15 protein-coding genes are annotated in these 25,080 nt (G+C 67.9%); 9 read left to right on the forward strand and 6 right to left on the reverse strand.

The annotated features are described in order from the left end of the window. Positions 1 to 200: 200 nt before the first annotated feature. The 5 genes from rpsO to J5X86_RS44045 form a co-directional block, all read right to left on the reverse strand. Positions 201 to 488, reverse strand: coding sequence for a 30S ribosomal protein S15 (gene rpsO / locus J5X86_RS44025; RefSeq protein WP_014055308.1), 288 nt, complete (start codon positions 486 to 488; stop codon positions 201 to 203). Positions 489 to 720: 232 nt separating this feature from the next. Next, positions 721 to 2,778, reverse strand: a complete 2,058-nt coding sequence (locus J5X86_RS44030; RefSeq protein WP_208522234.1) for a PQQ-binding-like beta-propeller repeat protein — start codon at positions 2,776 to 2,778, stop codon at positions 721 to 723. Positions 2,779 to 2,856: 78 nt separating this feature from the next. Continuing rightward, positions 2,857 to 5,046 (reverse strand): PQQ-binding-like beta-propeller repeat protein, encoded by a 2,190-nt coding sequence (locus J5X86_RS44035; protein WP_208522235.1) that lies wholly within the window; start codon positions 5,044 to 5,046, stop codon positions 2,857 to 2,859. 11 nt (positions 5,047 to 5,057) lie between these two features. Then, positions 5,058 to 7,184 carry a PQQ-binding-like beta-propeller repeat protein gene (locus tag J5X86_RS44040; RefSeq protein WP_208522236.1) on the reverse strand — a complete coding sequence of 709 codons (2,127 nt, stop codon included), beginning with the start codon at positions 7,182 to 7,184 and terminating at the stop codon, positions 5,058 to 5,060. 23 nt (positions 7,185 to 7,207) lie between these two features. Continuing rightward, a complete protein-coding gene (locus tag J5X86_RS44045; protein ID WP_208522237.1) occupies positions 7,208 to 9,634 on the reverse strand; it encodes a PQQ-binding-like beta-propeller repeat protein in 2,427 nt (808 codons plus the stop codon). A 627-nt stretch (positions 9,635 to 10,261) separates the two neighbouring features. On the opposite strand from J5X86_RS44045, the gene J5X86_RS44050 reads away from it, so the two are divergent. Next, a complete protein-coding gene (locus J5X86_RS44050; RefSeq protein WP_243983049.1) occupies positions 10,262 to 10,615 on the forward strand; it encodes a hypothetical protein in 354 nt (117 codons plus the stop codon). A 316-nt stretch (positions 10,616 to 10,931) separates the two neighbouring features. Further along, a complete protein-coding gene (locus J5X86_RS44055) occupies positions 10,932 to 11,615 on the forward strand; it encodes a hypothetical protein (RefSeq protein WP_208522238.1) in 684 nt (227 codons plus the stop codon). A gap of 160 nt (positions 11,616 to 11,775) precedes the next feature. Here the strand turns inward: J5X86_RS44055 and eccD are convergent, their stop codons facing one another. Further along, the gene (gene eccD / locus J5X86_RS44060; protein WP_208522239.1) at positions 11,776 to 13,233 is read right to left on the reverse strand and encodes a type VII secretion integral membrane protein EccD; all 1,458 of its coding nucleotides are present in this window, start codon (positions 13,231 to 13,233) and stop codon (positions 11,776 to 11,778) included. A 174-nt stretch (positions 13,234 to 13,407) separates the two neighbouring features. Between eccD and eccCa the strand changes: the two genes are divergently transcribed. The 7 genes from eccCa to J5X86_RS44095 all read left to right on the forward strand — a co-directional run bounded on the left by eccCa (position 13,408) and on the right by J5X86_RS44095 (position 25,019). Beyond that, positions 13,408 to 17,358, forward strand: a complete 3,951-nt coding sequence (gene eccCa, locus J5X86_RS44065) for a type VII secretion protein EccCa (RefSeq protein ID WP_208522240.1) — start codon at positions 13,408 to 13,410, stop codon at positions 17,356 to 17,358. A gap of 94 nt (positions 17,359 to 17,452) precedes the next feature. Next, positions 17,453 to 17,926 (forward strand): hypothetical protein, encoded by a 474-nt coding sequence (locus J5X86_RS44070; protein ID WP_208522241.1) that lies wholly within the window; start codon positions 17,453 to 17,455, stop codon positions 17,924 to 17,926. A gap of 12 nt (positions 17,927 to 17,938) precedes the next feature. Beyond that, positions 17,939 to 20,236 (forward strand): hypothetical protein, encoded by a 2,298-nt coding sequence (locus J5X86_RS44075; RefSeq protein WP_208522242.1) that lies wholly within the window; start codon positions 17,939 to 17,941, stop codon positions 20,234 to 20,236. A gap of 31 nt (positions 20,237 to 20,267) precedes the next feature. Continuing rightward, positions 20,268 to 20,900 carry a hypothetical protein gene (locus J5X86_RS44080; RefSeq protein WP_208522243.1) on the forward strand — a complete coding sequence of 211 codons (633 nt, stop codon included), beginning with the start codon at positions 20,268 to 20,270 and terminating at the stop codon, positions 20,898 to 20,900. Positions 20,901 to 21,481: 581 nt separating this feature from the next. Next, positions 21,482 to 21,976 carry a type VII secretion target gene (locus tag J5X86_RS44085; RefSeq protein ID WP_308124910.1) on the forward strand — a complete coding sequence of 165 codons (495 nt, stop codon included), beginning with the start codon at positions 21,482 to 21,484 and terminating at the stop codon, positions 21,974 to 21,976. Between the two features lie 50 nt (positions 21,977 to 22,026). Then, positions 22,027 to 24,336: a hypothetical protein gene (locus J5X86_RS44090; protein ID WP_208522244.1), complete on the forward strand. Its 2,310-nt coding sequence runs from the start codon at positions 22,027 to 22,029 to the stop codon at positions 24,334 to 24,336. Then, positions 24,336 to 25,019, forward strand: a complete 684-nt coding sequence (locus J5X86_RS44095) for a hypothetical protein (protein ID WP_208522245.1) — start codon at positions 24,336 to 24,338, stop codon at positions 25,017 to 25,019. The genes J5X86_RS44090 and J5X86_RS44095 overlap by 1 nt, the downstream gene beginning before the upstream one ends. Positions 25,020 to 25,080: the final 61 nt, after the last annotated feature.

Genomic DNA, 25,080 nt, shown 5'->3' on the forward strand with positions numbered 1-25,080 from the left:
CGTTATGGCGTTGTTGGGACCAGACTACAAAGCTTCGGCCGTCATCACGACGGCTGTGCTCTCCGGCCCCTACGGTACGTAGCGAGCACGCTACGCACCGGTGCGAAGGCCGTACGGGTCACCTTTGGCTGAAACCGTACGGCGCCGTGTATGGCAAAGGGAGCGGCCCCCATAGCGGGAACCGCTCCCTCCTTGGCGTCTTACTTGGCGCCCGCCGCACCCCGGCGGATACCCAGGCGCTCGACCAGCGCACGGAAGCGCGTGATGTCCTTCTTCGCCAGGTACTGCAGCAGCCGGCGGCGCTGGCCGACCAGGAGCAGCAGACCACGGCGGGAGTGGTGGTCGTGCTTGTGGGTCTTGAGGTGCTCGGTGAGGTCGGAGATGCGGCGCGTGAGCAGCGCGACCTGGACCTCGGGGGAGCCGGTGTCGCCCTCCTTGGTGGCGAACTCGGTCATGATCTGCTTCTTGGTAACGGCGTCGAGCGACACTCGGTACTCCTTGCTTTCGTATCAGCCGCCGAGTGCCCCTGGTCGTTGTCTCAGGGGATCTTCCGTGACTCGGGAGGCGGGGTCCGCTGGGCGCTGTCTCCCGAGACTCGGAGCCTCCGGGGACGCGTACGCAAACGGCCAGCACACAGACTACCAGCGTCTTGGCGGGGGGTGGGCGGGGGCTGGTGGGGGTGGCCGGGTGGGGGCGCTGGTGGGGCCGGGGGCGGTGGGGCTAGAAGACGGGCATGGCGGTCAGGGTGCCGGACTGCAGTGCGAACACGCGGTTCCCGGCTGCCGTGAGCCGCCAGCCTCCCTCGGCCCCCGGGGCGTACGGCCAAGCGATGCTTCCGCTGCGGACATCGACCGCCACCACGCCCTGGTCCCCGCGCATGTCGACGGCCGCCCACACACTGCCACCCTCGGCGACGGGGGCGTCAAGGGGACGGTCGCCGGCCGCGAACGGCAGCGTCCACATCTCCGCCCCGTCATCCGCACGCCGCGCCGAGAGGTCGTTTCCGTCCACGGCGTACACAACGCCCTTCCGAACGGCCGGCGCGCTCCAGCCGCTCCCGCTCTGTCCGGCGCGGGCCCACTCCTCCTCACCGCTCGCCAGGGCGAGTGCCCTCAGGTTCTTCCCGCCGAGGTGGACGACGCCGTCCGCGACGGCGGGAGCGAGTGCGGTGGTGGACCCCTGCTCGTGCGGGCCCCAGGCGGTCCTGCCCGTGCGGGTGTCGAGGGCGGACACGCTGCCGTCGGATCCGTGGATCACCAGGCGGCCCTCGGCGACCGCCGCTTCGGCCGGCGCCTTGGCGGATGTCCTTACGGGCGCCGGGACCGTCCACAGAGTGCTGTGCGAGGTGAGGTCTACGGCACGTATCCCACCGCCGCGTGTGGCGAGGTACGCCGCGCCCTCGTCGGCGCCGAGCAGCACCGCCACGTCGGCACCCGGCGCCGACCACCGCTTCCTGCCGTCCTTGGTGCCCAGCGCGAGCAGCGCCCCCTTGGTGTCGGCCGTAAGGATGACGTCGTCGGACGCGGCGAGCACGCGGGCGGTGGCAGCGCCAGTGCGTTCGGAGGTCCACCGCCGCTTCCCCCTCCGCACGTCGTACGCGCGAAGAGCACCGCTCGGGGTCGCGACGACCACGAGGTCGTGGACGGGCAGCGGAGCGGGCAGATCGGTACCGGACGGCTCTGCGACGCGCACCGGACCCCACAGCGGCTGTGGGGCTGTTCCTTCGTCATAGCGCGCCAGCGGCTCGGCCTCCCAGGGCCGCCCGCCGGCCTCCGCCTCGTCGCCGCGCAGCAGCCACCACGCGACGCCTCCGCCACCCGCCGCGAGCACGGTGCCGCCCGCGGCGAGCGTGCCGATGAGCCGCCGCCGGGAGGGGCCCGTCCGGTCGCCGGGCAGCGCGGCCATGCGCCGGGCATCCACCTCGCGCCGTGCGATGTCCTGCGCGAGCGGTCCGCTCCTCCAGGCCCGGTCCGCGCCCCGGGGCGGCGCCAGCGCCTGGCCGAGCCAGTCGAGGCCGGGGCGGCCCCCGGGATCCTTGGACAGACAGGGCTCGACCAGAGGCCGCAGCGCGCCGGGCACCGAGCCCAACTCCGGCTCGCCGTGCACCACCTGGTACTGCACGGCGGCTACATGGCCGCCCTCGTAGACCGGCCGTCCACCCGCCGCGTAGGCGAGGACCACCCCGAGGGAGAACACATCACCCGCGGGGCCGGTCCGCTGCCCCAGGACCTGCTCGGGCGCGGCGTAGCCGGGGGTGGCGACGGTCTGTCCCGTGGTGGTCAGGGTCAGCCCGTGCTCGGGCCGGGCGATCCCGAAGTCGATGATCCTCGGGCCGCGCGAGGTCAGCACGATGTTGGACGGTTTGAGGTCGCGGTGGACCAGCCCGGCACCGTGGATGTCGTGGAGCGTGCGGACCAGCGCGGCTCCCAACGCCCTTACGGCAGGCTCCTCCAGGGCGCCGTACCGCTCGACGGCCTGGTCGAGCGTGGGCCCGGCGAGGAACTCCGTGGCGATCCACGGCCGCCCGCCCTCGGTCTGCGCCGCGAGCACCCGCGCCACACCGTCGCCCCGCACGGCCTGCGCCGCGTGCGCCTCGCGCACGAAACGCTGGGCCATGTGGGGGTCGTGAGCCACTTCGGGCCGCAGTACCTTCACGGCGGCCGTCCGGCCCTGTCCGTCCCGCCCGAGGTAGACCTGGCCCATGCCGCCCGCGCCCAGAACGCCGATGAGGCGGTACGGGCCCAGGCGCAGCGGATCGCCGGTGCCGAGGGGTTTCATGACGAAGGGTCTCCTGGTCGATGGGGGCTGGTCGGGATCAACGAGGCCGCGGGACGGCCGGGCGGGCCGAGTGCCAGGTCATTCCAGCGGGATGGCGCATACGGTCTTGCCGCTGGTGATGACGACCAGGCCCGCGCGGCGGTGCGCCTGCATCACGGAGGCGGATACGCCGTCCTTGTCACCGGAAGGGCCCTGGAAGGTCCACGCCGCGCGATGGGTGCGGAGGTCGACAGCCCTGGCCCATCGGTCCTTCTCCGGCGAACCGTAGAAGTACTTCTCACCGACGACCGGGGTGGATTCATAGGCCTCGGAGGCGGTCGCCTGGTCGGCTGCCGCGCTCTCCTGCCACAGGAGCCGCCCGCTCTTCGCGTCCAGGGCGATAAGGCCGTTCCTCCGCTCGACGCTGTAGACCACGCCATCCTTGACGACCGGCGGGCCGTAGTGCTCCATGCTCGGGTCGTAGCTCTCCCCGGATGTCCGTTCGGCGCCGAACCGCCATGCGGTCGCGCCGTCGGTGGTGCGCAGTGCGAGAAGCTCCCGCCCACCGGTGAACAGGCGATCTTCAGTGACGGCGAAGCACCTGTCCAGGGCGATCACCGCGTCCGATCCGAGCGGAATCCGCTTCGACCAGCGCTGGTCCCCGCCGCGTGGGTCGATGGAGATGGCCTGCTCCCCCGAGAAGCGCAGGAGTGAGGCACCGGCGGGTACCGCGGCGATGGGGTCGCTGGTAGCCGCGGCGATGGCTCGGCTCCACAGTCGTTTCCCGGTGCGCAGACTGATGGCCTGCCGCTTCTCGCCGCCTTTCGCGTATCCCTCGGCGAACAAGGTGCCGTCCATCACGGCGAGAAGTTTCGGTTCGAGGCCCAACGCGCCGGTACGAGCGATCGGGGTTTGGAGATTGCCCGTCTCGAGGTTGACGGGAGCGATCGTGGTGGCGCCGCTCCGGTCGTCCGCCTCGCAGGCGAGGAGCCGGTCCCCGTCGACGACGACGGGGACGGTCCGGTCGCTCTCGCCCCGCTTTTCGCCCGTCTTCGCGTCCACGCAAAGGAACCCGTTGTCGTGGACGATCACGACATGGTCCCCGACGATCAGGGACTTGACGTCCGTGGTCGCCCCGGGGACCGACATCTTCCACACCAGACGTGGCCCCGCACCGGCAGGGCGCCGGGTGGAGCGGGGCGTCGCGGACGTACCGCCGTCGGACCCGTCCGGCCCGAACCAGGCCCAAGCCCCGGCCGCCCCGCCGGCCACGAGCGCACCGCCACCCACCGCTGCGATCAGCTTCCGCCGGGAGAGCGCGGCTCCCACCCGCCGCAGCCCGGCGGTTTCGGTACGGGGCTCTGCCCGGGGAGCCGGGAGCCTGCCGGGCTGGACCTCCCATACGGCCGTGCAGCGCCGCGCGATCTCCGCGAGGACCGGATCCGGCAGATCGTCCGCGAACCGCCGCAGGTCATCGGCGTACTCGGTGCCCGCGCCGAGCCGCTCTCCCAGCTCCAGCGTGCCGGGCCGCGCTCCGGGATCCTTGGCGAGACACAGCGCCAGCGTCGCCCTCAGCCCCTCCGGCAGCCCGGACAGGTCGGGCTCGGCGTACCGCACCCGGTAGAGCAGATCCGCGGGCTGTCCGCTGCCGAAGGGCGGGCGGCCGGTGGCCGCGAAGACGAGCACTCCGGCGAGGGCGAACACATCGCCCGCGGCGGCGTGTTCGCCACCGGCCACCTGTTCGGGCGACATATAGGCGGGTGTTCCGGCCGCCGCGCCCGTACGGGTCAGCCGGTCGTCGCCCGCCGCGCGGGCGATGCCGAAGTCGATGACCTTGGGGCCGAGGGCGGTCAGCAGGATGTTGGAGGGCTTGAGGTCGCGGTGGACCACATCGGACCGGTGGAGTTGGGCGAGCGCGTCGCACAGGGCGGCTCCCAGCGCCCGTACGGCCCGTTCGGGCAGGGCACCGCAGAGCGCGACCGCGTCGTCCAGCGGCGGGCCGAGGACGTATTCGGTGGCGAGCCAGGGCGTCGGGGCAAGGGGATCGGCGTCGATGACCTGTGCGCCGTACTGTCCGCCGATGACGCGTGCCGCGTCGGTCTCCAGCTGGAACCGGGCACGGAATTCGGCCTGCCCGGCGTACTGGGTGTGCACGGTCTTGAGGGCGACCATCCGTCCCTTGGGCGAGCGGCCGAGATAGACGGTGCCCATTCCGCCGCCGCCGAGCCGGGCGAGAAGGGTGTACGAACCGAGGGCTTGCGGATCGTCGTGGGTGAGAGGAGAGACCATCGGTATCCGTATCAGTCCACTGGCAGTGCGTAGAGGATGGTGCCGTTCAGGACGAGGACGATTCCGGGTGCGACGCCCACGACCTGGCCCGGGACCGCGGCTTGTTGGCCCCTTCCGGCGAGCGCCGACCGCCACCGCAGCGAACCGTCCGCCGCGTCCAGGGCCTCGATCTCCGAATCGGTCACCTGGAAGACCGTGGCGCCCGAGTGGCTCACCGCGGTATCGCCCCTCGTCCACGAGGACTCCAGGGGAGCGGCACTTCCGCGCCGCCACCTCGCGCTGCCGCTGCGGGCATCGACGGCATAGGTGGTGGCGCGGGAATCGGTGGCGTAAACCGACCGCCCCTGAGCGGCCGGAGCGCCGGACACCCTGCCCTTGGTCGCGATCCGCCAACGTTCTTCACCGTCGGAGATGTGGTACGCCCTCAGCACATGGTCGTCGCAGGAGACCAGGAGATCTCCCGGAGCCACCAGACGCTGCTCGGCGCTCTCGTCCTTCATCCCACGGAACTTTCGGGTCCACAGCTTCCGGCCGCTACGGCGGTCGAGTGCCAGGTACGAGGAGGTGTCCTCGGCGGCGTCGTCCCCCTGGCTCGGCAGCAGCAGCATGGTGCTGAGCCACAGCGCGGTGGTCGTGCCGTCTCCCCGATAGGGAGCGGGAAGCGGCGTGTGCCATATCTCCTTGCGCCGCACGGAGTCGTAGCAGACCACCGCATGGTCCCCGCTCTCCGCTCCCCCACTGGCATACCTTCTGGTCAGGAACCAGCAGATGTTCTTGACGGCCCCGAGGAATTGGTAGATCGCCGGGCCTTCCACTCCGTCGTACCGCCGCTCCACCCCCTTGATGCGGCCCGTGGCGAGCGAGACCACGGAGAAGGCCGAGGTGTCCGGGGAGACGAATGTCCCGTTGCCGAGCAACGTGAGGGCGGACATGGGATAGAGATCGTCGCGCGACCAGATCTTCTTGCCGGTCCGGAGATTCAGCGCGGTCACGGCGTCGGTGGTCGAGACAAGGGCGGTCCTGCCGCGCCAGAGCAGCGGCGTCTGCTGTGGCTCGCTCCCGATGTCATGGCGCCACAGCGGAGCGGGCGCGATCCCTCGCCGGTCGGACGTCCCGCGGGATCCCGGACCCTCGCCGACCGCCCGCCAACCGGCCACTCCGCCCGCCCCGAGCGCGAGGCCGACCGCTCCGGAGAGGCCACCGACGACCAGGGCGCGCCGGGAGCGACCCGGCGGCGCGGTGGCAGCCGCCTCCTCGACGGGCGCGGGGGGCCTCACGGGAACCTCCGCCGGATACGCGGCGGCCTGCCTGGCAAGGGCCGTCGCCACGGCGTCGGGCAGACGGCCGACCGTTTCGGGGGCCGATGCCGCCCGGAGCTCCCGGGCCACCGCGTCCGGCCGGGGCCGCTGCCCGGGCTCTTGGGCGAGACAGGCCGCGAGCAGCTCTCTCAGCGGTTCCGGCAGTGCCGCGCGCGTCTGCTCGGCCACGTCCGGGCGGCCGGTCGCGGCGTAGCAGAGCACGGCGCCCAGTGCGTAGACGTCCCCGGCCGGGCTGGGCCGTTCACCCGCTCGCTGTTCCGGCGGCAGGCTGAAGGCGTCGGCCCCGAGCGGCGCGCCGTGGTCCGGGCCGTGCGGCGTCGCCGCTCGCACCAGTCCGTACCCGGTCAGCCGGGGCCCGTCGGCCATGACGAGCGTGGCCTGCGGCGATATCCCGGCGTGCACGAGGCCGCTCGCATGCCAGTGCGCGACGGCGTGAGCGAGCACCGCGCCGAGCGCGCGCACCGTGGGTTCGGGAAGGGGGCCGTCGCAGGCGGCCAGCGCGGCGGGAAGCGGCAGGGCGGGGAAGCAGGTGTACGCGACCCAGGGGAGATCCGCGTCGGGGCCGGCGACATCGATCACGGGAGCCGCCCAAGGCCCGGTCAGACGACGGGAGTTCTCGGCCTCCGACCGGAACCGCACCCGGTATCCGGAGTCGTCGGCGAGGGCTTTGTGCGGCAGCATCAGCACGGCCGTGCGGCCGGTGCGCTCGTCCCGGACGATACGGCGGCGCGCGTCGTCGGCGTGCCCACCGGCGTCCAGCGTGCCGATGACGCGGTACGGGCCGAGCCGGGTCGGTTCGGCCTCTCGCTGCGGTTCCATTCACTCCTCCCTGGCGCCCTGGCTCAGCTCAACGGCAAGGCGTAGACGCTTCTCCCGCTGACGACGACGGCCAGGTCGTCCGTCACGGCCACCCTGCGCCGAGCCACGACGGACCCCTTGTCCGCCGCGCCGAGGTCCATGAAGCGCCAGCGCAGGGCGCCGTCCTCCGCGTCGAAAGCGTCGACTTCCACGTCATTCGCCGTGAGCACCGTGCGCCCGGACGGATCCACGGCCGTGTCGGGTGTGCGGGCCCCGGACAGCGTCTTCATCGCGAAGGCGTAGGTGCGCTGCCATCGCACCTCTCCAGTGGCCGTGGACAGCGCGTGGACCGCGTAGCCTCCGTCGGAGGCGTAAACGACGTCGTCGTGCACGACCGGAGCGCCGAAGTCAGCGGTACGCCCGGCTCCGGCCTCGCCCTTGGCCCGCACGCTCCACTCGGGCCCGCCACCGTGCGCCAGGCCGTATCCGCGCAGGGTGGTGCTGACAGCGGCGATGAGGGTGCTGCGGCCGTCGGTGGTCACCGGCCGTCCGCCGGTCACGCCCTCATAGGACCGCTTCCACTGCCGCGTCCCCCGCTCCCGGTCGAAGGCCAGGAACGTGTCGCCCCGCACGACGAGGGCGTCCTGCGTCAGATACCCCTCGTTGAAGCCGCCGGGCAGGGGACTGCGCCAGAGTTCTTCCCGCCCGGTCAGGTCGTAGGCGATCACGACACCGTCGTCGGCTGAGCCGCTCCCCTGGCCACCAGCAGCGAGCCAGACGGTCCCGCCTTCGGCCGCCAGCAGAGCGGCGTACGGAGTGTGGCCATCCGGCCGGAAGCTCTTCGGCCACCACTGGATGTCGCCGGTGCCGGCGGACAGCGCGGCGAGTCCGTCACCCGGGACCAGGATCGAATCCTTACCGACGGACAGAAGCCGTCCCTTGGGCCGGATTTGGTCCTGCGCCCAGAGTCGCTTGCCCGTATGGAGGTCGACTCCGGTGACGGCCGTATCGTTCGCGACGACGGCTACCTTGTCCGCCCAGATGAGCGGGGGGTGTGTCGGTGGCCCGCCGGTCAGGTCATGGCGCCACAGCGGTGTGGGCGGGGCGCCGACGAGCCGACGGCGGGAGTGAGTGGCCGCTGCCAGTCGCTCAGCCGTGGTGGGCGGTGGCGGGTCCTCGTCAGTCGCCATCCACGTCGCAGCACCGCCGAGCGTGATACCGGCCGTGCCACCGGCCGCCCCGATGAGCAGGGTTCGCCTGGACGGGCGTGCGGCGTCCTGTCGAGACGGACTCCTGGCAGCGGTCACGCCGCCGGACAGGCGGGTCGGCGCGTGCGGGGCGCCGGGCGTGTCCCCCCGGCCCGCGGCGATGGGCTCGGACGCGCCGGGCGCCTCCCCCGGGGCCGGTGCCCCCACCTCGAGCGGCGCGTCCGCCGTCGACTCCGCTTCCGCCGGCTCGACCTCCGCCGCCAGCGTCGCCGAGGACTGCTCGGCCAGTGCGACGACCACCGGTGCCGGCAGCCAGCCGGGGCTCAGCAACGCCGCCGCCCCACAGGTGCCCCCGTCCAGCGCGGTCGAACCGGGCCCGCCGGACGGCACCGGCGCGGGCGGACGCGCGGGCCCGCCGTCGAAGACCGTGGGCGTGGGTCCTGAGGGGACCGCCGTCACGCCTGCCGGCGGCGGGAGCCGCACCCCGCGGGTCAGCCCGTCCGCCAACGCCGCCGCCGTCGGCCGGTCCGCCGGGTCCGGAGCGAGACACGGGAGCACGATGCTCCTCAGCTCCTGCGGCAGATCGCCCGCGTCGGGCAGCCGCCGCCCGGTCACCGCGTACGCCAGGACCGCGCCCAGCGAGTAGACGTCCCCCAGCGGCCGCGGGCGCCCACCCGCCGCCTGCTCCGGAGGCAGGACGTCCGCGGCCGGCCCGGAAAGGCCCACCCGCTTCTGCCCGTCCGGCCCCGCTGTCCGTACCGCGCCGAAGCCTCCCAGCCACGGCCCGTCACCCGCCACGAACACGGTCCCCGGCGTGATCCCCGCGTGGGTGAGGCCCGCCCCGTGGATCTCTGCCAGCGTCTCGGCCAGAGCCGCCCCCACCGCACGTACTGTCCGGATCGGAAGCGGCCCTCCACACACCTGCAACACGCCCGGCAGGGGCAGCATCGGGCGGTACGGAAACGCGCTCCAGGGGAGGTCCGACGCGCTGCCCGAGATCTCTACGGGGGTGAGACAGGCAAGCGGCCGAGCGCCGCCGAGCCGCCGTGCGTTCTCCGCCTCCGTCAGAAAGCGGCCCCAATACGCCGCGTCGTCGGCGAACTCGGCAGACGGCGTGCTGATCAGCACCGTGCGGACCCCACCGGCACTGCGAGCGAGGAAGAGGCGGGCGACCGCCTGGGGGTCGTCATCACCAGGAGCCAGCCTGGCGATGAGGTGATAAGGCCCAAGCCGCCGCGGGTCGTCCTCGCTCAGCGGTTCCATGTCCCCCCACCCCCACGGTATGCAGAGCACCTCCGTCAGCCGCCGGGGCATGCCTTCGGAAACGACTCCACCGACATAGCTGTTGGAGGCGGTGAAGGTCAGGTGGCGGTCCGGTCGCTTCCAGTAACTTCCTGCGCCGATACCGCAGATGCCACAGGTGCTCCGTAGCGTGTGCCCCGCCACCCTACCTACTCCGGCCACAGCCGCCACAAGGCAGATTCTCGCCGCAGACGTCGTCGCCTCCGGCTCCTGCCCGGCTGGTCCGACAGCACTCTAAGCACCAACCACCTGGCCTGCGGCCGAGTCGGACTCGCGCGAGCTCCGCAGCGCGAAGCAAGATCGTCAAGGACAACCTCAGAGGTCTTCGTCCGGACGAACGGTTCGGAGTTCTCGTTCCATGCGGCGCTCCAGCCCGGAAGTCCTTCCCCAGGGCGTCATGCGTACCTGCGACTCGGGCCACGAGAACGGCACATAGAAGGGCCGTAAACGGACACACCCCCTGGTAGCTTCACGCCTTGCAGCAATCACCAGACTCGCTGGCGGTGTTCAGCCGTGGGGGTAAATGTGTCATTCGAGGATGAATGGGCCCAGATCAGATCCGAGGCCGCATAGCGACAGGAAACGCGCATGCGCCTCAATCAGCTCGACGGCCCAGGTGGTGCCGCCCCGAGTCCTGCGGATCAAAAGGGGGACTTGAGCGTCAAGGCGAAGGACTTGGCGGCAATCGGTGACGCGGCATTCAAGCTCTACCAGCGGCTCGACAAGGACGGCGATCACGCCCAGACCACCAGCGCCACGGCCGCCAAAGACCTCAAGGACGACTTCGAAATCGGCGGAGCGCTAAGCGACGTCGTCGAAACCTGGCGCACTCAAGTCAACTCGCTACTTGCCGCTTGCGCCCATATCTCCAATCATCTGGGATTACACCAAGAAGGCGGATGCAGGCGACGAACATTACATCGCCGCCTCGTTCAGCTATGAGACTCTCGACGAGAACTTCCGCTAGGAGCGCAGACCATGAAGTTTGAAGCCCTCCTCCATGGAAATTTCTCGTCCCTCGGCACAGCAGTGACCGACTGGACCGAAATGATCAACAAGCTCGAGTCACTTAAGTGGGACGCCGAGGAGGCATTACAAGGGCGCGCCAAGAAAGCTGACTGGGCGGGCGAGAATGCGACCGTCACACGCGAGTTCGTCACCAAGACCTCACATGCACTACGGGACCGGGCCGAACGAGGAAAAATACCGAGGGCGACCTCCTTACAAGAAGGACTGACCACCAGTGCACGCTCCTCTGATGTCCTCACAAGAACCTCGGCTGAAGCCACTGGCGCGCGGTACTCTTCTCATCGCTTCGGTCTCTCTCCTCGTACTCACCAGTGCGTGCTCAAACTCAGACGGCGACCAGAAGAAGGCGAACGAGGAGAATCCAAAGGGTCTTTCGGCCACGAAGGTATGTGACGCGTCGATAACTGGACAGGCAGCACAGGACCTACGCAAGCTCACCGGCGCGGACGCCTTCGAACAGACCGACGAGGTTACGCTCGAGAGTGTTGCCGAGAAACTCAAGTCATCGTCGAGCATTGTTCGAAGCGCCTGTGAGATCTACCTTCCGGACGCGGATAGCCCAGCAATACAGATCGACTTCTCGCGTCGCACCGAGTATCCGACACGTAGCAGCTTCGAGTCGAGCAACGCGAATGAATGGATCGTCTTCCCCATCGGGCGGCATGCCCGTGCGTCGGGGAGCGGGGCGGATATTTACTTCTCTTGCCCCGCCAAGAACAAGGACGTTCCGGACCTGGTCCACGGTAATCTGCGCAGCTCGAAGTCGTCACTTTCCAAGAAGGACACTGACCACGCAAGAATATCGATTCTGAATTCCGTATCGCGGAGTCTCGCAGATTCCCTGGGCTGCTCGGAGAAGTCGCAGCTACCGGAGAAAGTGCCGGTCTCGTCGGAGCGCTGGACGAAACATTGAGGACGCTTCGAGGAAGCCGTCCTCTGTGTGATTAAAAGTGGACGATCGGGGACACCAACGGGCTCAGCGGTACTGATGCCCGTTCAGGTATCCCCCGCAAGAGCCGCGCCCAGCGCGCGGCCGGGCCCCATCGAACCGACAGACGCGCGGTGGACACGCCTCAGCCACTGGTCAGGCTCCGTGCCGAGCTGTAGACGTCCAGCACGGCGAGACACAGGGGTACCAGAGAGAGCAGGAACGCGCTCTCGGCCAGGTCGGACAGACGTCCCCAGAAGGGTGACAGGCCCTTCTTCGGAATGACCAGAGCGACGCCGATGATCAAGCCTGCGCCCACGGTCACGGACACGGCGAGCCAGATCGTCCGGATGTCCAGCGGCCCACGGTCGTTCTCGGTCAGGAGCTTGAGGACCGCGTCGGCCGGCGGGTTCAGCGACAGCCCGAGTACGAGCAGGGCGAGGGCGAGCAGACCCGCGCCGAAGACGGCGGCAACCTGGGCGGTGTACCGGAAGAGGCGGGCACGCAGCAGCATCGCCAGACCGGCCGCGAGCGCGAGAAGCTGCGCCCACACGCCCTCGGAGAAACCCAGGACCGCGGCGGCACCCACGACGACGGCCGAGCAGCCGCCGACCATGCCCAGCAGCATCTCGTGACCGCGCCGGGTCTGGGCGGCGATGCGGTGGATGTCGAGGGGCTCGGCGTCGGGGCCGGCGTCGAGGTCATCGGCCGACGAGCGGGGCGCGGCGTAGCCGATGGGCAGACGGGCGACACGCGCCGACAGCCCCGGCAGGAAGGCGATCACTCCGATCGCGACGACGGCGCACACGGCGGCAGTCTCGGTGGCGCCGGCGTCGGTGAGGATCTCGCAGAAGGTGGCCAGGGTCCCGACACTCGCCGCGAACACGGCCGCGACGAAAGGAGCGTCGCCACTGGGCATGACGATAACCAGGACGGCCGAGCCGACGAGCACGGTGACGCAGCCGAGCAGGAACTGGAGCCGCCCGACGCCCTCTCCCGCGTCCAGGGCCATGACCCCCGACCCGGCGATCATGAGATGAGGAAGGGCGGCCATGCCGAGGGCGATCGCGGAGGCGCGGTCCTCGTACACCCGTGCCCGCACGCCGGCGAGGGCGGTCAACAGCACGCCGACGGCGGCGGCGATGATGCCCGGGAGGCCGTGCATGTCGTGCTTGACGGGATCGGCGAACCAGAGCACGAAGCCCATGAGGATCAGGAGCAGCGCCCCTCCGAGCAGCCCCGCGGCCCGCAGGAACCGGTCGTTCCACAGCGTGCGGTCGCGTGTGACCGCGGAGGCGATCGCATCGGACACATCGTCATAGACGGCGGGCGGCAGCGACTCGGCGAAGGGCCGCAGAGCCAGCAGTTCCCCGTCCAGGATCTGCTGGGCCAGGAGAGAGCGGCTGCTGTCCAGGACGGTGCCGTCGCGTCGTACCAGGTGATACCCGGTGGGAGCACCGGTCGGCTGCGTCTGCCCCGTCAGGCGCAGGATCTCCGGGTAAACGTCGGCGACAGGGATGTCCTCCGGGAGAGCGACATCGATCCGGCTGTCGGGCGCGACGACGGTCACCCTGCAGAAACCGGTTGTTGCGGACGTACTCACGTGTAAGGCCCCCTGGTTCGGTCTGCGACATCGCCGGTGTCATGCGCGCGGCGGCCACCCTACCGGGGCTCTGGAGCTGATACGTCGATAGGATCGCTGACTCGCGGAGGGAGGCCGTCGCCACGGGGGTGCCGGACGAGAACTGTCCCTCCGTGTGGAGGGATGAGGGATCCGGTGAGCCAGGTCGTCGTCAAGCGCCAGCCAAGGGCTCTGCCGCCCGAGGTGCCGACCGAGGAACTCCGCCTCGAACCACCCCCGGAACTGCCGCGCGGGCAGCAAGAAGGCATGCTCATGCAGCTGTTGCCGACGCTCGGCATGGGTTCGTCGATGGTCTACTTCTTCATGCCGGGTGCCGCCCCGATGATGAAGATCATGGGCGTCATGATGATGTTCTCCACGCTCGCCATGACCATCGCCATGGTCATGCGGCATCGGCAGGGCTCTCAGGGCCAGCGGGCGGACATGCGTCGCGATTACCTCAAGTACCTCGCGCAGACGCGCCGGACCGTGCGGCGCACGGCCCAGCGGCAGCGCGACGCCCAGTTCTATCTGCACCCCGCCCCGGAGCAGCTCTGGTCGATCGTCGCCGAGGGCAGCCGGGTGTGGGAACGGCGGCTGACCGACCACGACTTCGTGCAGGTGCGGCTCGGGCTCGGAACGCAGCAGCTCTCCACGCCCCTGATCGCCCCCGAGACCGCCACCGTGGACGAGCTGGAGCCGCTGACGGCAGGCGCGATGCAGCGTTTTCTCGCGACCCAGGGGTCACTGGCCAACCTGCCCATGGCGGTGTCGCTGCGCGCCTTCTACCACATGACCGTGTCCGGAGCTCCGGAGCAGGTGAACGGGATCGCCAGGGCACTGATCGCCCAACTGGCCACCCTGCACTCGCCGGAGGACCTCGTCATCGCGACGGTCGCCTCGCGCGGCGCGGCGGAGCAGTGGGAGTGGACGAAGTGGCTCCCCCATGCGCAGGTGCCGGGGTCCTTCGACGGCGCGGGCTCGCGGCGGCTGTTCGGCGACTCCCTGGCCGAGGTGGAGGAGCTGCTGAGGGGGCGGCTGGAAGGCCGTACCCGCTTCAGCAGGGACGGGCAGCCGCTCCTCGACCAGCCCCATCTGGTGCTCGTGCTCGACGGCGCGATGGTGCCGCCGGACTCGGCGTTCGCGGCGGCCGAGGGGCTGCAGGGCGTCACCGTCATCGAGGTCGTGGCGGGCGAACTCGACGAGCCGCGCGGCGGTCTGTCGATCGTCGTACGGCCGGGCAGGCTGCAGTTGGAGTCGCAGGTCGCCGGATACGACGGCACACCCGACTCGCTGTCCGTGGAGGCGGCGGAGGCGCTCGCGCGGCAGCTCGCGCCGCTGCGCATGGGCGGGGACGACGACGATGAGCCGCTGCTGGCCAACCTCGACTTCACCGAGCTGCTGGGGCTGGGCGACGCCGGTTCGGTGGACGTCTCCCGCACCTGGCGGCCCCGCTCGCTGGCCGAGCGGCTGCGGGTGCCGATCGGGGTCTCGGAGGACGGCTCCCCGGTCATGCTGGACCTGAAGGAGGCGGCGCAGGAGGGTATGGGCCCGCACGGTCTGTGCGTCGGCGCGACGGGCTCGGGCAAGTCGGAGCTGCTGCGGACACTGGTGCTGGGGCTGGCGGTCACGCATTCGTCCGAGACCCTCAACTTCGTCCTCGCGGACTTCAAGGGCGGCGCCACCTTCGCGGGCATGTCGGAGCTGCCGCACGTGGCCGCGGTCATCACCAACCTCGCCGACGACCTGACGCTGGTCGACCGCATGCGCGACTCGATCACCGGTGAGCTGCAGCGTCGTCAGGAGCTGCTGCGTTCGGCGGGCAATTACGCGAACATGCACGACTACGAGAAGGCGCGGGCGGCCGGAGCCCCGCTGGAACCCCTGGCATCACTCGTTCTGGTGATCGACGAGTTCAGCGAGCTGTTGACGGCGAAGCCGGACTTCATCGAGATGTTCATCCAGATCGGCCGAATCGGCCGTTCGCTGGGTGTGCATCTGCTGCTCGCCTCGCAGCGGCTGGAGGAGGGCCGCCTGCGCGGCCTGGAGACGTACCTCTCCTATCGCATCGGTCTGCGCACCTTCTCCGCCGCCGAGTCCCGTACCGCCCTGGGCGTGCCGGACGCCTACCACCTTCCCCCCGTGCCCGGCTCCGGCTATCTCAAGTTCGGCACCGACGAGATGACCCGCTTCAAGGCCGCGTACGTCTCCGGCACGTACCGCACGGCCCCCGCGCAATTCGACAGCGCGTCCCTGCCCGTCGAGCGCCGGCCGGTGCTGTTCACGGCCGCCCCGGTCCCGGTGACCTACGCCGCCCCGGATCCGGCGAGGCTGAACGCCCCGGCCCAGCCCGAGGACGACGCACTGGCCGAGACGGTCCTGGACGTCATCGTGAGCCGCCTGGAAGGCCAGGGGCAGCCCGCCCACCAGGTCTGGCTGCCTCCCCTGGACGAGGCGCCGTCCATGGACGAGCTGCTGCCGCCGCTGGCCCCTACCCGGGAGCGGGGTCTGCAGTCGGCGGACTACGCCAGGCCGGGCGGGCTTGTCGTTCCTCTGGGCCTCATCGACAAGCCGTTCGAGCAGCGGCGCGACATTCTCTACCGCGACTTCTCCGGCGCCGCGGGCCACATGCTGGTGGTGGGCGGCCCGCAGTCCGGCAAGTCCACTCTGATGCGCGCCTTGGTCACGGGCTTCGCCCTCACCCACACCCCCGCCGAGGTGCAGTTCTACGCACTCGACTTCGGTGGCGGCGGTATGAGTGCCATCGCGGATCTGCCGCATGTGGGCGGGGTCGCCTCCCGTCTGGACCCGGAGAAGGTGCGACGGACCGTCGCGGAGGTCTCCGGGGTTCTCGCCCGGCGTGAGGAGTACTTCCGCGCCAAGAACATCGACTCCATCGGCACCTACCGGCGCCAGCGGGCGGCAGGGCAACACGCCGATCAGGGCTGGGGCGATGTCTTTCTCATCGTCGACGGCTGGGGCAACTTCAAGGCCGAGTACGACATGCTGGAAGGCATCGTGACCGACATCGCCGGCCGAGGGCTCGGCTACGGCGTCCATGTCGTCATCACCGCCTCCCGCAACATGGAGGTCCGCGCGTCGCTGAAGGACCAGCTGCTCAACCGGCTGGAGCTGCGTCTCGGTGACACGATGGACTCGGAGTTCGACCGCAAGGTCGCCGCGAACGTCCCGGTCGGCGTCCCCGGCCGCGGGCAACTCCCGGAAAAGCTTCACTTCATGGGCGCTCAGCCGCGTATCGACAAGGGCCACGACCCCAACAGCATGACGGAGGCCACGACCGAATTGGTCCGCGCGGTCAGCGCCGCCTGGTCCGGCCCGCCCGCCCCGCGCGTGCGGTTGCTCCCGCGTAAGCTCCGCGCGGACGAGCTGCCCAAGGGCTTCGAATACCCACAGCACGGCATTGCGATCGGCATCGACGAGACAAACCTGGAGCCGGTATTCATCGATTTCGACACCGACCCGTTCTTCGTCATCTTCGGTGAAAGCGAGTCGGGCAAGACATCGCTCATCCGTCTGATCGCCAAGCAGATCATCGAGCGGTACGGTCCGGATGAAGCGAAGATCGTGGTCGGCGACTACCGCCGCTCCCTGCTCGGGGTCATCCCGGACAGCCATCTCCTCGAGTACGCTCCGATCGCGTCCGCACTCGAACTCCATGCCAGTGCGCTGAACGGCCTGATGGAGCGACGCGCCCCCAAGCCGGACATCACCCCGCAGCAGCTCCGCGACCGCAGCTGGTGGAGCGGCCCCCAGTTCTTCGTCATCATCGACGACTACGAGCTGGTCTCCACCAGCAGCGGCAACCCGCTGGCAGTCCTCACCGAGAACCTGCCCTTCGCCCGCGACGTCGGCATGCGCTTCATCATCGCCCGCAATTCCGCAGGCTCCTCCCGTTCGATGTTCGAGTCCTTTATGCAACGCGTAAAGGAACTCGGCGCCCAGGGCATGGTGCTGTCCGGCGACCCCGGCGAGGGCGACGTCTTCGGCGGGGTCCGCCCGCGGCCCATGCCGCCGGGTCGTGGCTTCTTCGTCTCGCGTAAGCGTGGAGTGCCGCTGACCCAGGTGGGGTGGCTGCCGGAGCAGTAGCACTGAACATAGTGGGCGAGACCCCACGCAGTTGCTAGCTTTTGGGGCACAACTGCCGTGCAGACCACGCGGCTTCATGCATTTTGGGGGAAGTATGACGTTCGACGCCGAGTGGTCCCAGCTTCGGGCCGCAGCCGCGGACAAACAGTCGACACGTATGCGCCTCAACCACGCGGACAGCGGAGGCGCGGCCAGTACGTCCTCTCAGGGCGATCTGGTCGTGAACCAGGACGACCTGGGCCGGGTGGGCCATGAGGCGTACACACTGCACGGCCGTCTCAAGAAAGCCGGCGATATTACCCGCGGCGCCAAAGACGACGGGTCAACCTCCAAGGCGGCGACTGTCCTCTCCTCACACCACTTCACCATGGGCGATGCCCTGACGACGACAGCGATGGTGTGGAACGATCAGCTCAAGACGCTCCTCCAGGCGTGCGCTCATATCTCGAACCACCTCGACTACACAAAAAAGTCGCATACCAATGAGGATGCGAAGATCGCTGCGTCCATGGCACGGAGGGACAGCAGCGCCATGCCGGTCTCCGAAATCTCCAAGTACTGCAAGTAAAGGGGACTTGCCATGGCACGCCTGACCTTCGACGACATCTATCACGTCTCCTTCAGCAGTCTCGGAGCCGCGGCCGACGACTGGAAGGAGATGGTGGACCAGCTCGATACGCTGGCCACCGACGCCGTTGACGGCATGGTGAAGCAGGCCGACGCCGCCCGCTGGGCAGGCGCCAATTCCGACGTCACCAAACCGTTCGTACGCAAGACGGCCAAGGAGTTCGGCGACGCCCACACCGAAGCCAAGGGCATCTGGAGCATGCTCCGGGACGCGCACTCGGACCTCGTCTCGGTCCAGTCGGACATCAAGAAACTCGTAGATGTCGAGGCCAAGAGCAAGAACGTCCGGGTCACAGGCTTGGACGACGGCACGGTGTACTGCGTTTATCTCCATCAGCGCGGAGACAGCGACCAGCGCACACAGAAGCAACTCGACTATCTGGACGACCTGGCGAGCCGGATCAACAACCTCATCGCCAAGGCGGACGAAATCGACAACTCCGTGGCAGGCGCCCTGAAGAAGATCCACGGCAGCGACAGCCACAACTTCGGCCACGCGAAGTACGACTCACTGGATGACGTCCAGGCCGAGCGAGCGGTTCAGCTGGCTAAGAAGAGCCTCGCCAAGTACAAGCAGGGCGAGGAGCTCAGCACCAAGGAGCTCGCAGAGCTCAAGCAACTGCTCTCGGACAACGCCAAGGATCGTGAGTTCTCGGTCGACTTCTACAAGGCTCTGGGGCCCAAGGACGCGCTCCGTTTCGAGGCGCAAATCGCCATCGACGCCTCGGCGGAGGGAGACAAGACCCAGCTCAAGCTGGCACACAGCATTCAAACAAGCATGGGTGTAGCCCTGGCGACCGCTACCGACCCGCCCACTGGCAAGGACAACCCCGACACCGCGTTCCGCGAGAACAAGGACTACCTCGGTAAGGCGTGGCAGTCAGAGCTCAAACGGGTCGGCCGAAACAAACTTGAGCTGGGCATAGGGTTCGACCACGCCGAGCCCGTCGGATATCAGGCCCTCTCGTCCTTGCTGCGACACGGAAACTACGACAAGAGCTTCCTCGTCCCCGTTGCCGAGGACATGGTCACCATCGAACGAAAAGGTGGCGGCTGGCCCATTCCCGACCAGTTCAACGGCGAGAATCACTTCGGCCTCAACCTCGACAAAAAGGGCGGCCCCGGTTGGGATCCGATGACGGGGGTCCTGGAAGCCTTCGGGCACAGCCCTGAGGCATCCACCGCATTCTTCAACGGCTCCACCGGCGAAGGCGCCGACGACGGCCTCAAGAAGCTAAGCAACCTTGACTACTTCCTGGGCGACAAGGACGGGAAGGGCGGCCGCGAATGGCCCGCGGACAAGACAAGCGGCTACGTCCTGCCGGACGAAAAGAGTAAGACGTTCGGGAAGGATGCACTAGGACACGCTCTTGAGTCCGCCACGACCGGCCGGGCATATGACAGCGACGGCCCCTCGGTGAAGCACACTCAGGAACGGGCGGATCTCTTCCACACAGTAGTGGAAAGAATCGGATCGAACCCAGACCTCGTCAAGGCGGATGGCAGTCTCGCACCAATCGCCGACAGTCTCGGCCATATGTCGGCTGATTACATGCACGACATTCAGAGGGCGTTCGCCGGCGGCGACCAAATTGGCTACATCGGGCACTTCGGCGCTGATGCATATCTTGGTGACTTGAATCGAGAGGGCGACGAGCTCAAACAATTCCTGCAGGCGACGGCCGAAGACCCCGACGCCTATGCATCCATCACGCACGCCCAGCAGGCCGTGACCACCGAAATTATCCGGGATGCCATGGCGAACCCTGGTGACGAAACGCTCTCCGCCGTCGCCACACGCGCTTCTGCTCCTGGAGGGGAGATTTCTGGTATTACTTCCGCGGGCCGGGCGGACGCGATAGCTGCAGCTGACGACAGCGTGGAAAAGATCAATGAATACAACAAGAAGCTGGAGACTGGAGATAAATGGGTATCGCGCGTCGTGGAGATGGGCGTAGGAAGGATACCCGTAGGCGGCGATATCGTCGGTTGGGCAGTTGAAGACATCCAGGAAGCTGCCCTCAATCATTACACCAAGGACCCCCAGGAAGCAGCTGACCAGATAGTGGAAAACCGAGAGAACTATCTGAACGGTGAGCGCGAAGCGGCCGCCCAGGCCGCAAAACAGGCGGTTCTCGACGCAGCCCAGCAGGCAGGACTCTCCACCGATCAAGGAAGTCCAGCTGCCGGTGCGGCCGATGACGTCTATCGGGAGACCAATTACGCCCATTCGGACGGCCGGTCCCGATGAACGAGATCCCCTTCTCACCGAAAGGCTCAAGGTGCTGAGCTCAACACGCAGTCGAATTATTGCAGCCGCAGCGGCGCTGCTTCTCATCGGCGCGGGTACCTGGTGGGCCGTTGGCGCATCACAGTCGAGCGATGAAGCCATCAAAATCCCGGAAAAGGTCTGCGACGAGCGAGTATCTGGCAAGGCCATCCCAAACCTCCTCCCCAAGAAGGGGGATGAATTCAAGGAGGAGACGTATCAGTTCGACATGCGGAGGAACTACGGACACTGCAAGCTACAGGCCGGAGGAGAAGATGTGGGATCCTCCTACATCTACCGATCAGGCGGAAAATACCCACGCAAAAGCATCCAGAGCCAGGGGATCCCGATAAGTCTGGGTGAGGCATATGGCTACATTAGCAAGCGCAATGGAGCCATTTCGCTGTACATACCGTGCGGCACCAACTCGGAGAAAGATACGGGGGCCAGACTGATCATCTCTGTTGGTGCCAGCATGGTTGAACAGGCTACGGAATTGCAGCAGCTGAACGAGTCGACCAAAGAAATACGTCCGCTCGCTACATTTGCTGCACAGGCGGCACGTGACATGTCTCGAGGATGGTTCAAGTGCCCGGGGTCCGAGAGCCTTCCAGACGGTCCTGTAGTCATTCATTGGCATGGCTAGCTATTCTTGTAGCTATATGCGCTCCGCAATGCAGCACGTCTTCACCACCAGCGTTCGCAAGGGCCACCCGAACGCGGACGGCGAGCTCACGCTCTTGGGAACCGAATAGCCTCGCTCGAAGCTATTGAAGATACTTCCCTGCGAGGATGGAGATAGGGCCCGCTCGTGACCCATGGGAGTGGCTCGACCTACCAAATAGGTCTCCTGCTTTGCATATGAGCTCGCCTAGGTCCCCCACCGGGGATTTCTACGCGCCCCCCGGGCACGGTCAAACAACGCGAAACATCATGGGCGCTCAGCCCCGTAGCGACAAGGTCATGATCGCGTCGGCATGAGGCGAGGCGACGGTTCAACTGGTCGACGCTCTCAGCCTCCTTGGCCCGGCCCGGCCGCTCCGCGCGCGTGCGGACTCCTTTAGAGGGGACGTCTTCGGCGGCGTCGGCCCTCGTCCGATGCCGCCCGGCCGCGGTTCTCCATCTCCCGAAGGCGTGGGATGCCGCTGACCGAGTTGGGGTGGCTGCCGGAGCAGTAAAGCGGATGCGCAAGGGGCTGCGAGCCGCACAGCCCCCTGCTAGCTTGACGTGGACATCAAGCGAGTTCGCTTTGCGACTTCAATCACCGGGGGAATCATGGCATTCGAGGACGAATGGGCTGATATCAAGGCCGAAGCCGCAAAGCAGCAGGAATCCCATATGCGGCTCAACCAGCTCGACGACGGCAACGGCGGCCGGGGTATTCCGCAGAAGAAGCTGAAGGTCACCGCTTCCGTACTGCGGAACAAGGCCGGCAAAGTCGACCACGTGAGCACCGGCTTCGCCAAAGCGGACAACGAGACCATGACCGAGACCGGTCAGGTGAAAGCGAGCCTCAAGGGCTTCGACTCCGCCGCAGCTTTCGCCACATTCCAGGAGCGGTGGCGGGACCAGATGCGGTACGCCCAGGGGCTCCTGTCGCAGGGCCTGGCGGGGCCGCTGAGGGACGCCGCCACGCACTTCGAGGTGACCGACAAGGGCGTCGGCGAGGGGCTTGACCGAGGGAAGAAGCCGGGCGGCGGCCAGGACAAGGTCGCCAGGTAGCACCTGCCCCTCCCCCGGAACGACGGTCCCAGCTCAAGGCGGAAACACACATGGTCACATATCACTCGCTCATCACCGTCGACCTCACCCCACTCTCCGAAGCGGTCGGCAAGTGGCGCACCCTGCCGGGGAAGTTCCGGCAGGTCGGCACGAATCTGCGCACGGAGGTGGAGACGCCCCTGACCAACTCGGATTGGGAGGGCGAGGCGGCGGAGGCCGCTTTCACGAGGATCCAAAAAGCGGCGAAAGAAATCGAATTGGCCGCTTGCGAGGCCGAGGACGTCCATAGCCTCCTGCACGACGCGCACAAAGCGTTCAAAGAGGCCAAGAAGAAGCTCCTGGAATACAAGAAGGACGTCGAGGACTCGAAGCAACTGGCGATCGACGACACCGGGCACGTCTCCTACAAGCCGACGAACCTTGATGACCTTACGCCGGCGGAACAGGGGATGCAGGCGAAGAACTACCGCGACGTGGTGGCGGACTACAACCGGTACATCAACGAGATCGTCGCCAACGCCACCACGACCGACGAGATCCTGGCCTGGGCGCTGACACAGGACGGCAACGGACGGAAAGAGGGGTTCTCGGCCGACGGGTACACCAGCACCAAGGACGCCAAAGCCGGTCGCGAGCAGGCACGCAAGGACCTCAAAGAGGTCGAGGAGCTGGCGAAGTCCAAGAAGAACCTCAGCGCAACCGAGATCGCGCGGGCGAACACGCTCCTCTCCCGACACGAGGGTGACCCCTACTTCTCCGAGAAGTTCGCCACCGACCTCGGCCCGAAGGGAACCCTCGAATTCTGGCAGCACGTCACGACCGGCCAGCAATTCGGCGACGAACGCACCAAGAACCTGGAGAAGCTCCAGAGATCTCTCGGCTACACCCTCGCCACCGCCTCTCACTCCAACAGCGATGAGATGAAGCAGTGGAAGAAGGACATCATCAACCTGGGGCCCCGGCGTGTCATGGACACCGACTGGGAGGCCGGGACGAGTACTCCTGGGTCCTACGGCTTTCAGGTGATGAGCAGCCTGCTGCGCTACGGCGAGTACGACAAGGACTTCCTCGTCGACTACGGCAAGGGCTATCCCGATCCGCACAGCAAGGACGGCCGCACCGGCGGCCTGTTCGAGTTCGACCGCAAGCACAAGGACGACCTGAAGGATCTCTACTGGCCCGATGGGTACGAGACGTACGTCAACTTCGGCGAGGACAATGACCACGGAGTCGACCCCATGGCCGGCTACATGGAGTCGCTGGGGCACAATCCCGAAGCGGCGCAGACGATTTTCCACCGCAACCGCTTTGAGCAGGATGCGAGCGTCCCACCGAACGACGACCTCATGTATCTGCTCAAGGAACGCAAGTGGCTGAACGGGAACTTCTACGCCGACGACGGTAAGGGTTTCGGCTACGACGAACTGGGGCATGCCTTCGAGGCCGCCGCGCTGGGGCATCCGTACGACCAGCCCGAGCTGGGCCTCCACCGCAACCCCGCCAGTGTCAATGTCGCAACACAGCTGATCAGTGTGGTCGGCGACAACTCCGGCATCCTCGCGGACAAGCAAGGCCTCAGTGACAGCTTGGCCCGCGTGGGCGCCGGCTACATCGACAATCTGGACTGGGCCACCGCCAACCACGGCGATGCCGAATCGGGGGCGAAAACCCGCGACGCGGCTTTCGGCGCGCTCGGCCCATCCGACATCTCCGTCGCCAATGAGACAGCCAAGAACTTCCTGTCGGCGGTCGGCAGAGATGACAGCGGCTATCAGATTCTCTCCGCAGCCCAGCACGACTTCACCACGGACGTGCTCAAGGCCCACCCGAAGGCCGACGACTCGCTCACCCTGGCTCTGGGCACCGGCGCCGAGACGCAGGGCATCCTGGACGAGGCCCGTTCGGACGCCATCATGAGCGACGCGAACGACAGCAAAGAGGAGAAGGCGAGGAAGTTGTCGGAAGCGGGAGAATGGCAGAAGTACCGGACAAGCACCGGGATCAGCACCGTCACCAGCCTTGTCACCGTCCCGTTCGAGGCGGCGCGGGCGACGCCCTTCGTCACGCCCTTCGTCGACGCCGCCACCGGTGCCATCGATACCCAGACCGGCATCAACATCGACCGGGAAATCGAGAAACAGCAGAAGGAGTTCGACGCGAAGGTCGACGCGGACGCTCACAACATGCAGAAGAAGTTCGTCGAAACGAGCCAGCGTCGTTCGGTCAACCCGCTCGATGCCTATATCGCCGGCCATCCTGAACTCGACGACAGCGCTTGGTACAACCAGGCCAGCGAGCGCGTAAAGGCCGGCTACATACGTGGCGTCGGTGACGCCCAGCTGACCGGGAGCGGCAGTTGATGGAGTCGACAGGAGAGATCGTGCATCGTAATTTTCGCCTGACTCTGGGGCGACTGGCAGCCCTCGTCTGCGCGTCTGTCGTCGCCGTCACGGGCTGTGGCGGCGGCGACGAATCCGGGGCTCCGAAGCCGACCTCGAAGCCGACCGCCAACTCCGGGCTCGTACCTGTCGCCCAAGCCTGCGATGGCCTGTTCGACGAGGCCATCGCGAAGGAGGCCCGGGAGCCGAACGGGCCCGGCAAGGTCTATCCGGTCAAGACCGAGAGCACCGGTCACGTGGCGAAGGCGCTGCAGGAGGAGTCGGCCAGGAGAAGTACGCCCGAGGACCTCTGCACCTTGACGGACAAGGCTGAGGGGAAGGAGCTGCTCGCCATCACCGTGGCGTGGACTCCCCACTCACCCCCGTCGGGCCAGTCAGTGCGCTACACGACCACCGTCGGTCCGGAGGACGCCGGCAGGCTCCTCGTCACGTGTGACATCGGCAGCGGCGGCGGGACGGAATCGGGAGGCGATCGTTCCCTGGAGTTCGCCATGCGCGACTACTTCACCATCAGCGACCACTCCCACGCCAAGCTGCTCATCGCCTCGGCGAAGCAGATAACGTCGCAGTTGAAGTGCCGGGAAGCTCCCGAATACCCGGATCCAAAGGTTGTGGCACCGCCACCGAAGCGGGGGCTGCGGTAAAACGCAAACATGGGGGTGGGGCCCCCCCCCCCGCGGGGGGGGGGGCCCCACCCCCATGTGC

It is taken from the genome of Streptomyces sp. NEAU-YJ-81, from assembly GCF_017592595.1.
GTDB classification, from domain to species: Bacteria; Actinomycetota; Actinomycetes; order Streptomycetales; family Streptomycetaceae; genus Streptomyces; species Streptomyces hygroscopicus_B.

What these genes read in the sequence shown, in the direction of transcription:
- J5X86_RS44095 (WP_208522245.1), top strand. Translation starts at nt 24,336, where the DNA reads ATGGAGTCGACAGGAGAGATCGTGCATCGTAATTTTCGCCTGACTCTG.
- J5X86_RS44090 (WP_208522244.1), top strand. Translation starts at nt 22,027, where the DNA reads ATGGTCACATATCACTCGCTCATCACCGTCGACCTCACCCCACTCTCC.
- J5X86_RS44045 (WP_208522237.1), bottom strand. Translation starts at nt 9,634, where the DNA reads ATGGAACCGCTGAGCGAGGACGACCCGCGGCGGCTTGGGCCTTATCAC.
- J5X86_RS44055 (WP_208522238.1), top strand. Translation starts at nt 10,932, where the DNA reads ATGTCCTCACAAGAACCTCGGCTGAAGCCACTGGCGCGCGGTACTCTT.
- J5X86_RS44070 (WP_208522241.1), top strand. Translation starts at nt 17,453, where the DNA reads ATGACGTTCGACGCCGAGTGGTCCCAGCTTCGGGCCGCAGCCGCGGAC.
- J5X86_RS44035 (WP_208522235.1), bottom strand. Translation starts at nt 5,046, where the DNA reads ATGGTCTCTCCTCTCACCCACGACGATCCGCAAGCCCTCGGTTCGTAC.
- J5X86_RS44075 (WP_208522242.1), top strand. Translation starts at nt 17,939, where the DNA reads ATGGCACGCCTGACCTTCGACGACATCTATCACGTCTCCTTCAGCAGT.
- J5X86_RS44050 (WP_243983049.1), top strand. Translation starts at nt 10,262, where the DNA reads ATGCGCCTCAATCAGCTCGACGGCCCAGGTGGTGCCGCCCCGAGTCCT.
- J5X86_RS44030 (WP_208522234.1), bottom strand. Translation starts at nt 2,778, where the DNA reads ATGAAACCCCTCGGCACCGGCGATCCGCTGCGCCTGGGCCCGTACCGC.
- J5X86_RS44040 (WP_208522236.1), bottom strand. Translation starts at nt 7,184, where the DNA reads ATGGAACCGCAGCGAGAGGCCGAACCGACCCGGCTCGGCCCGTACCGC.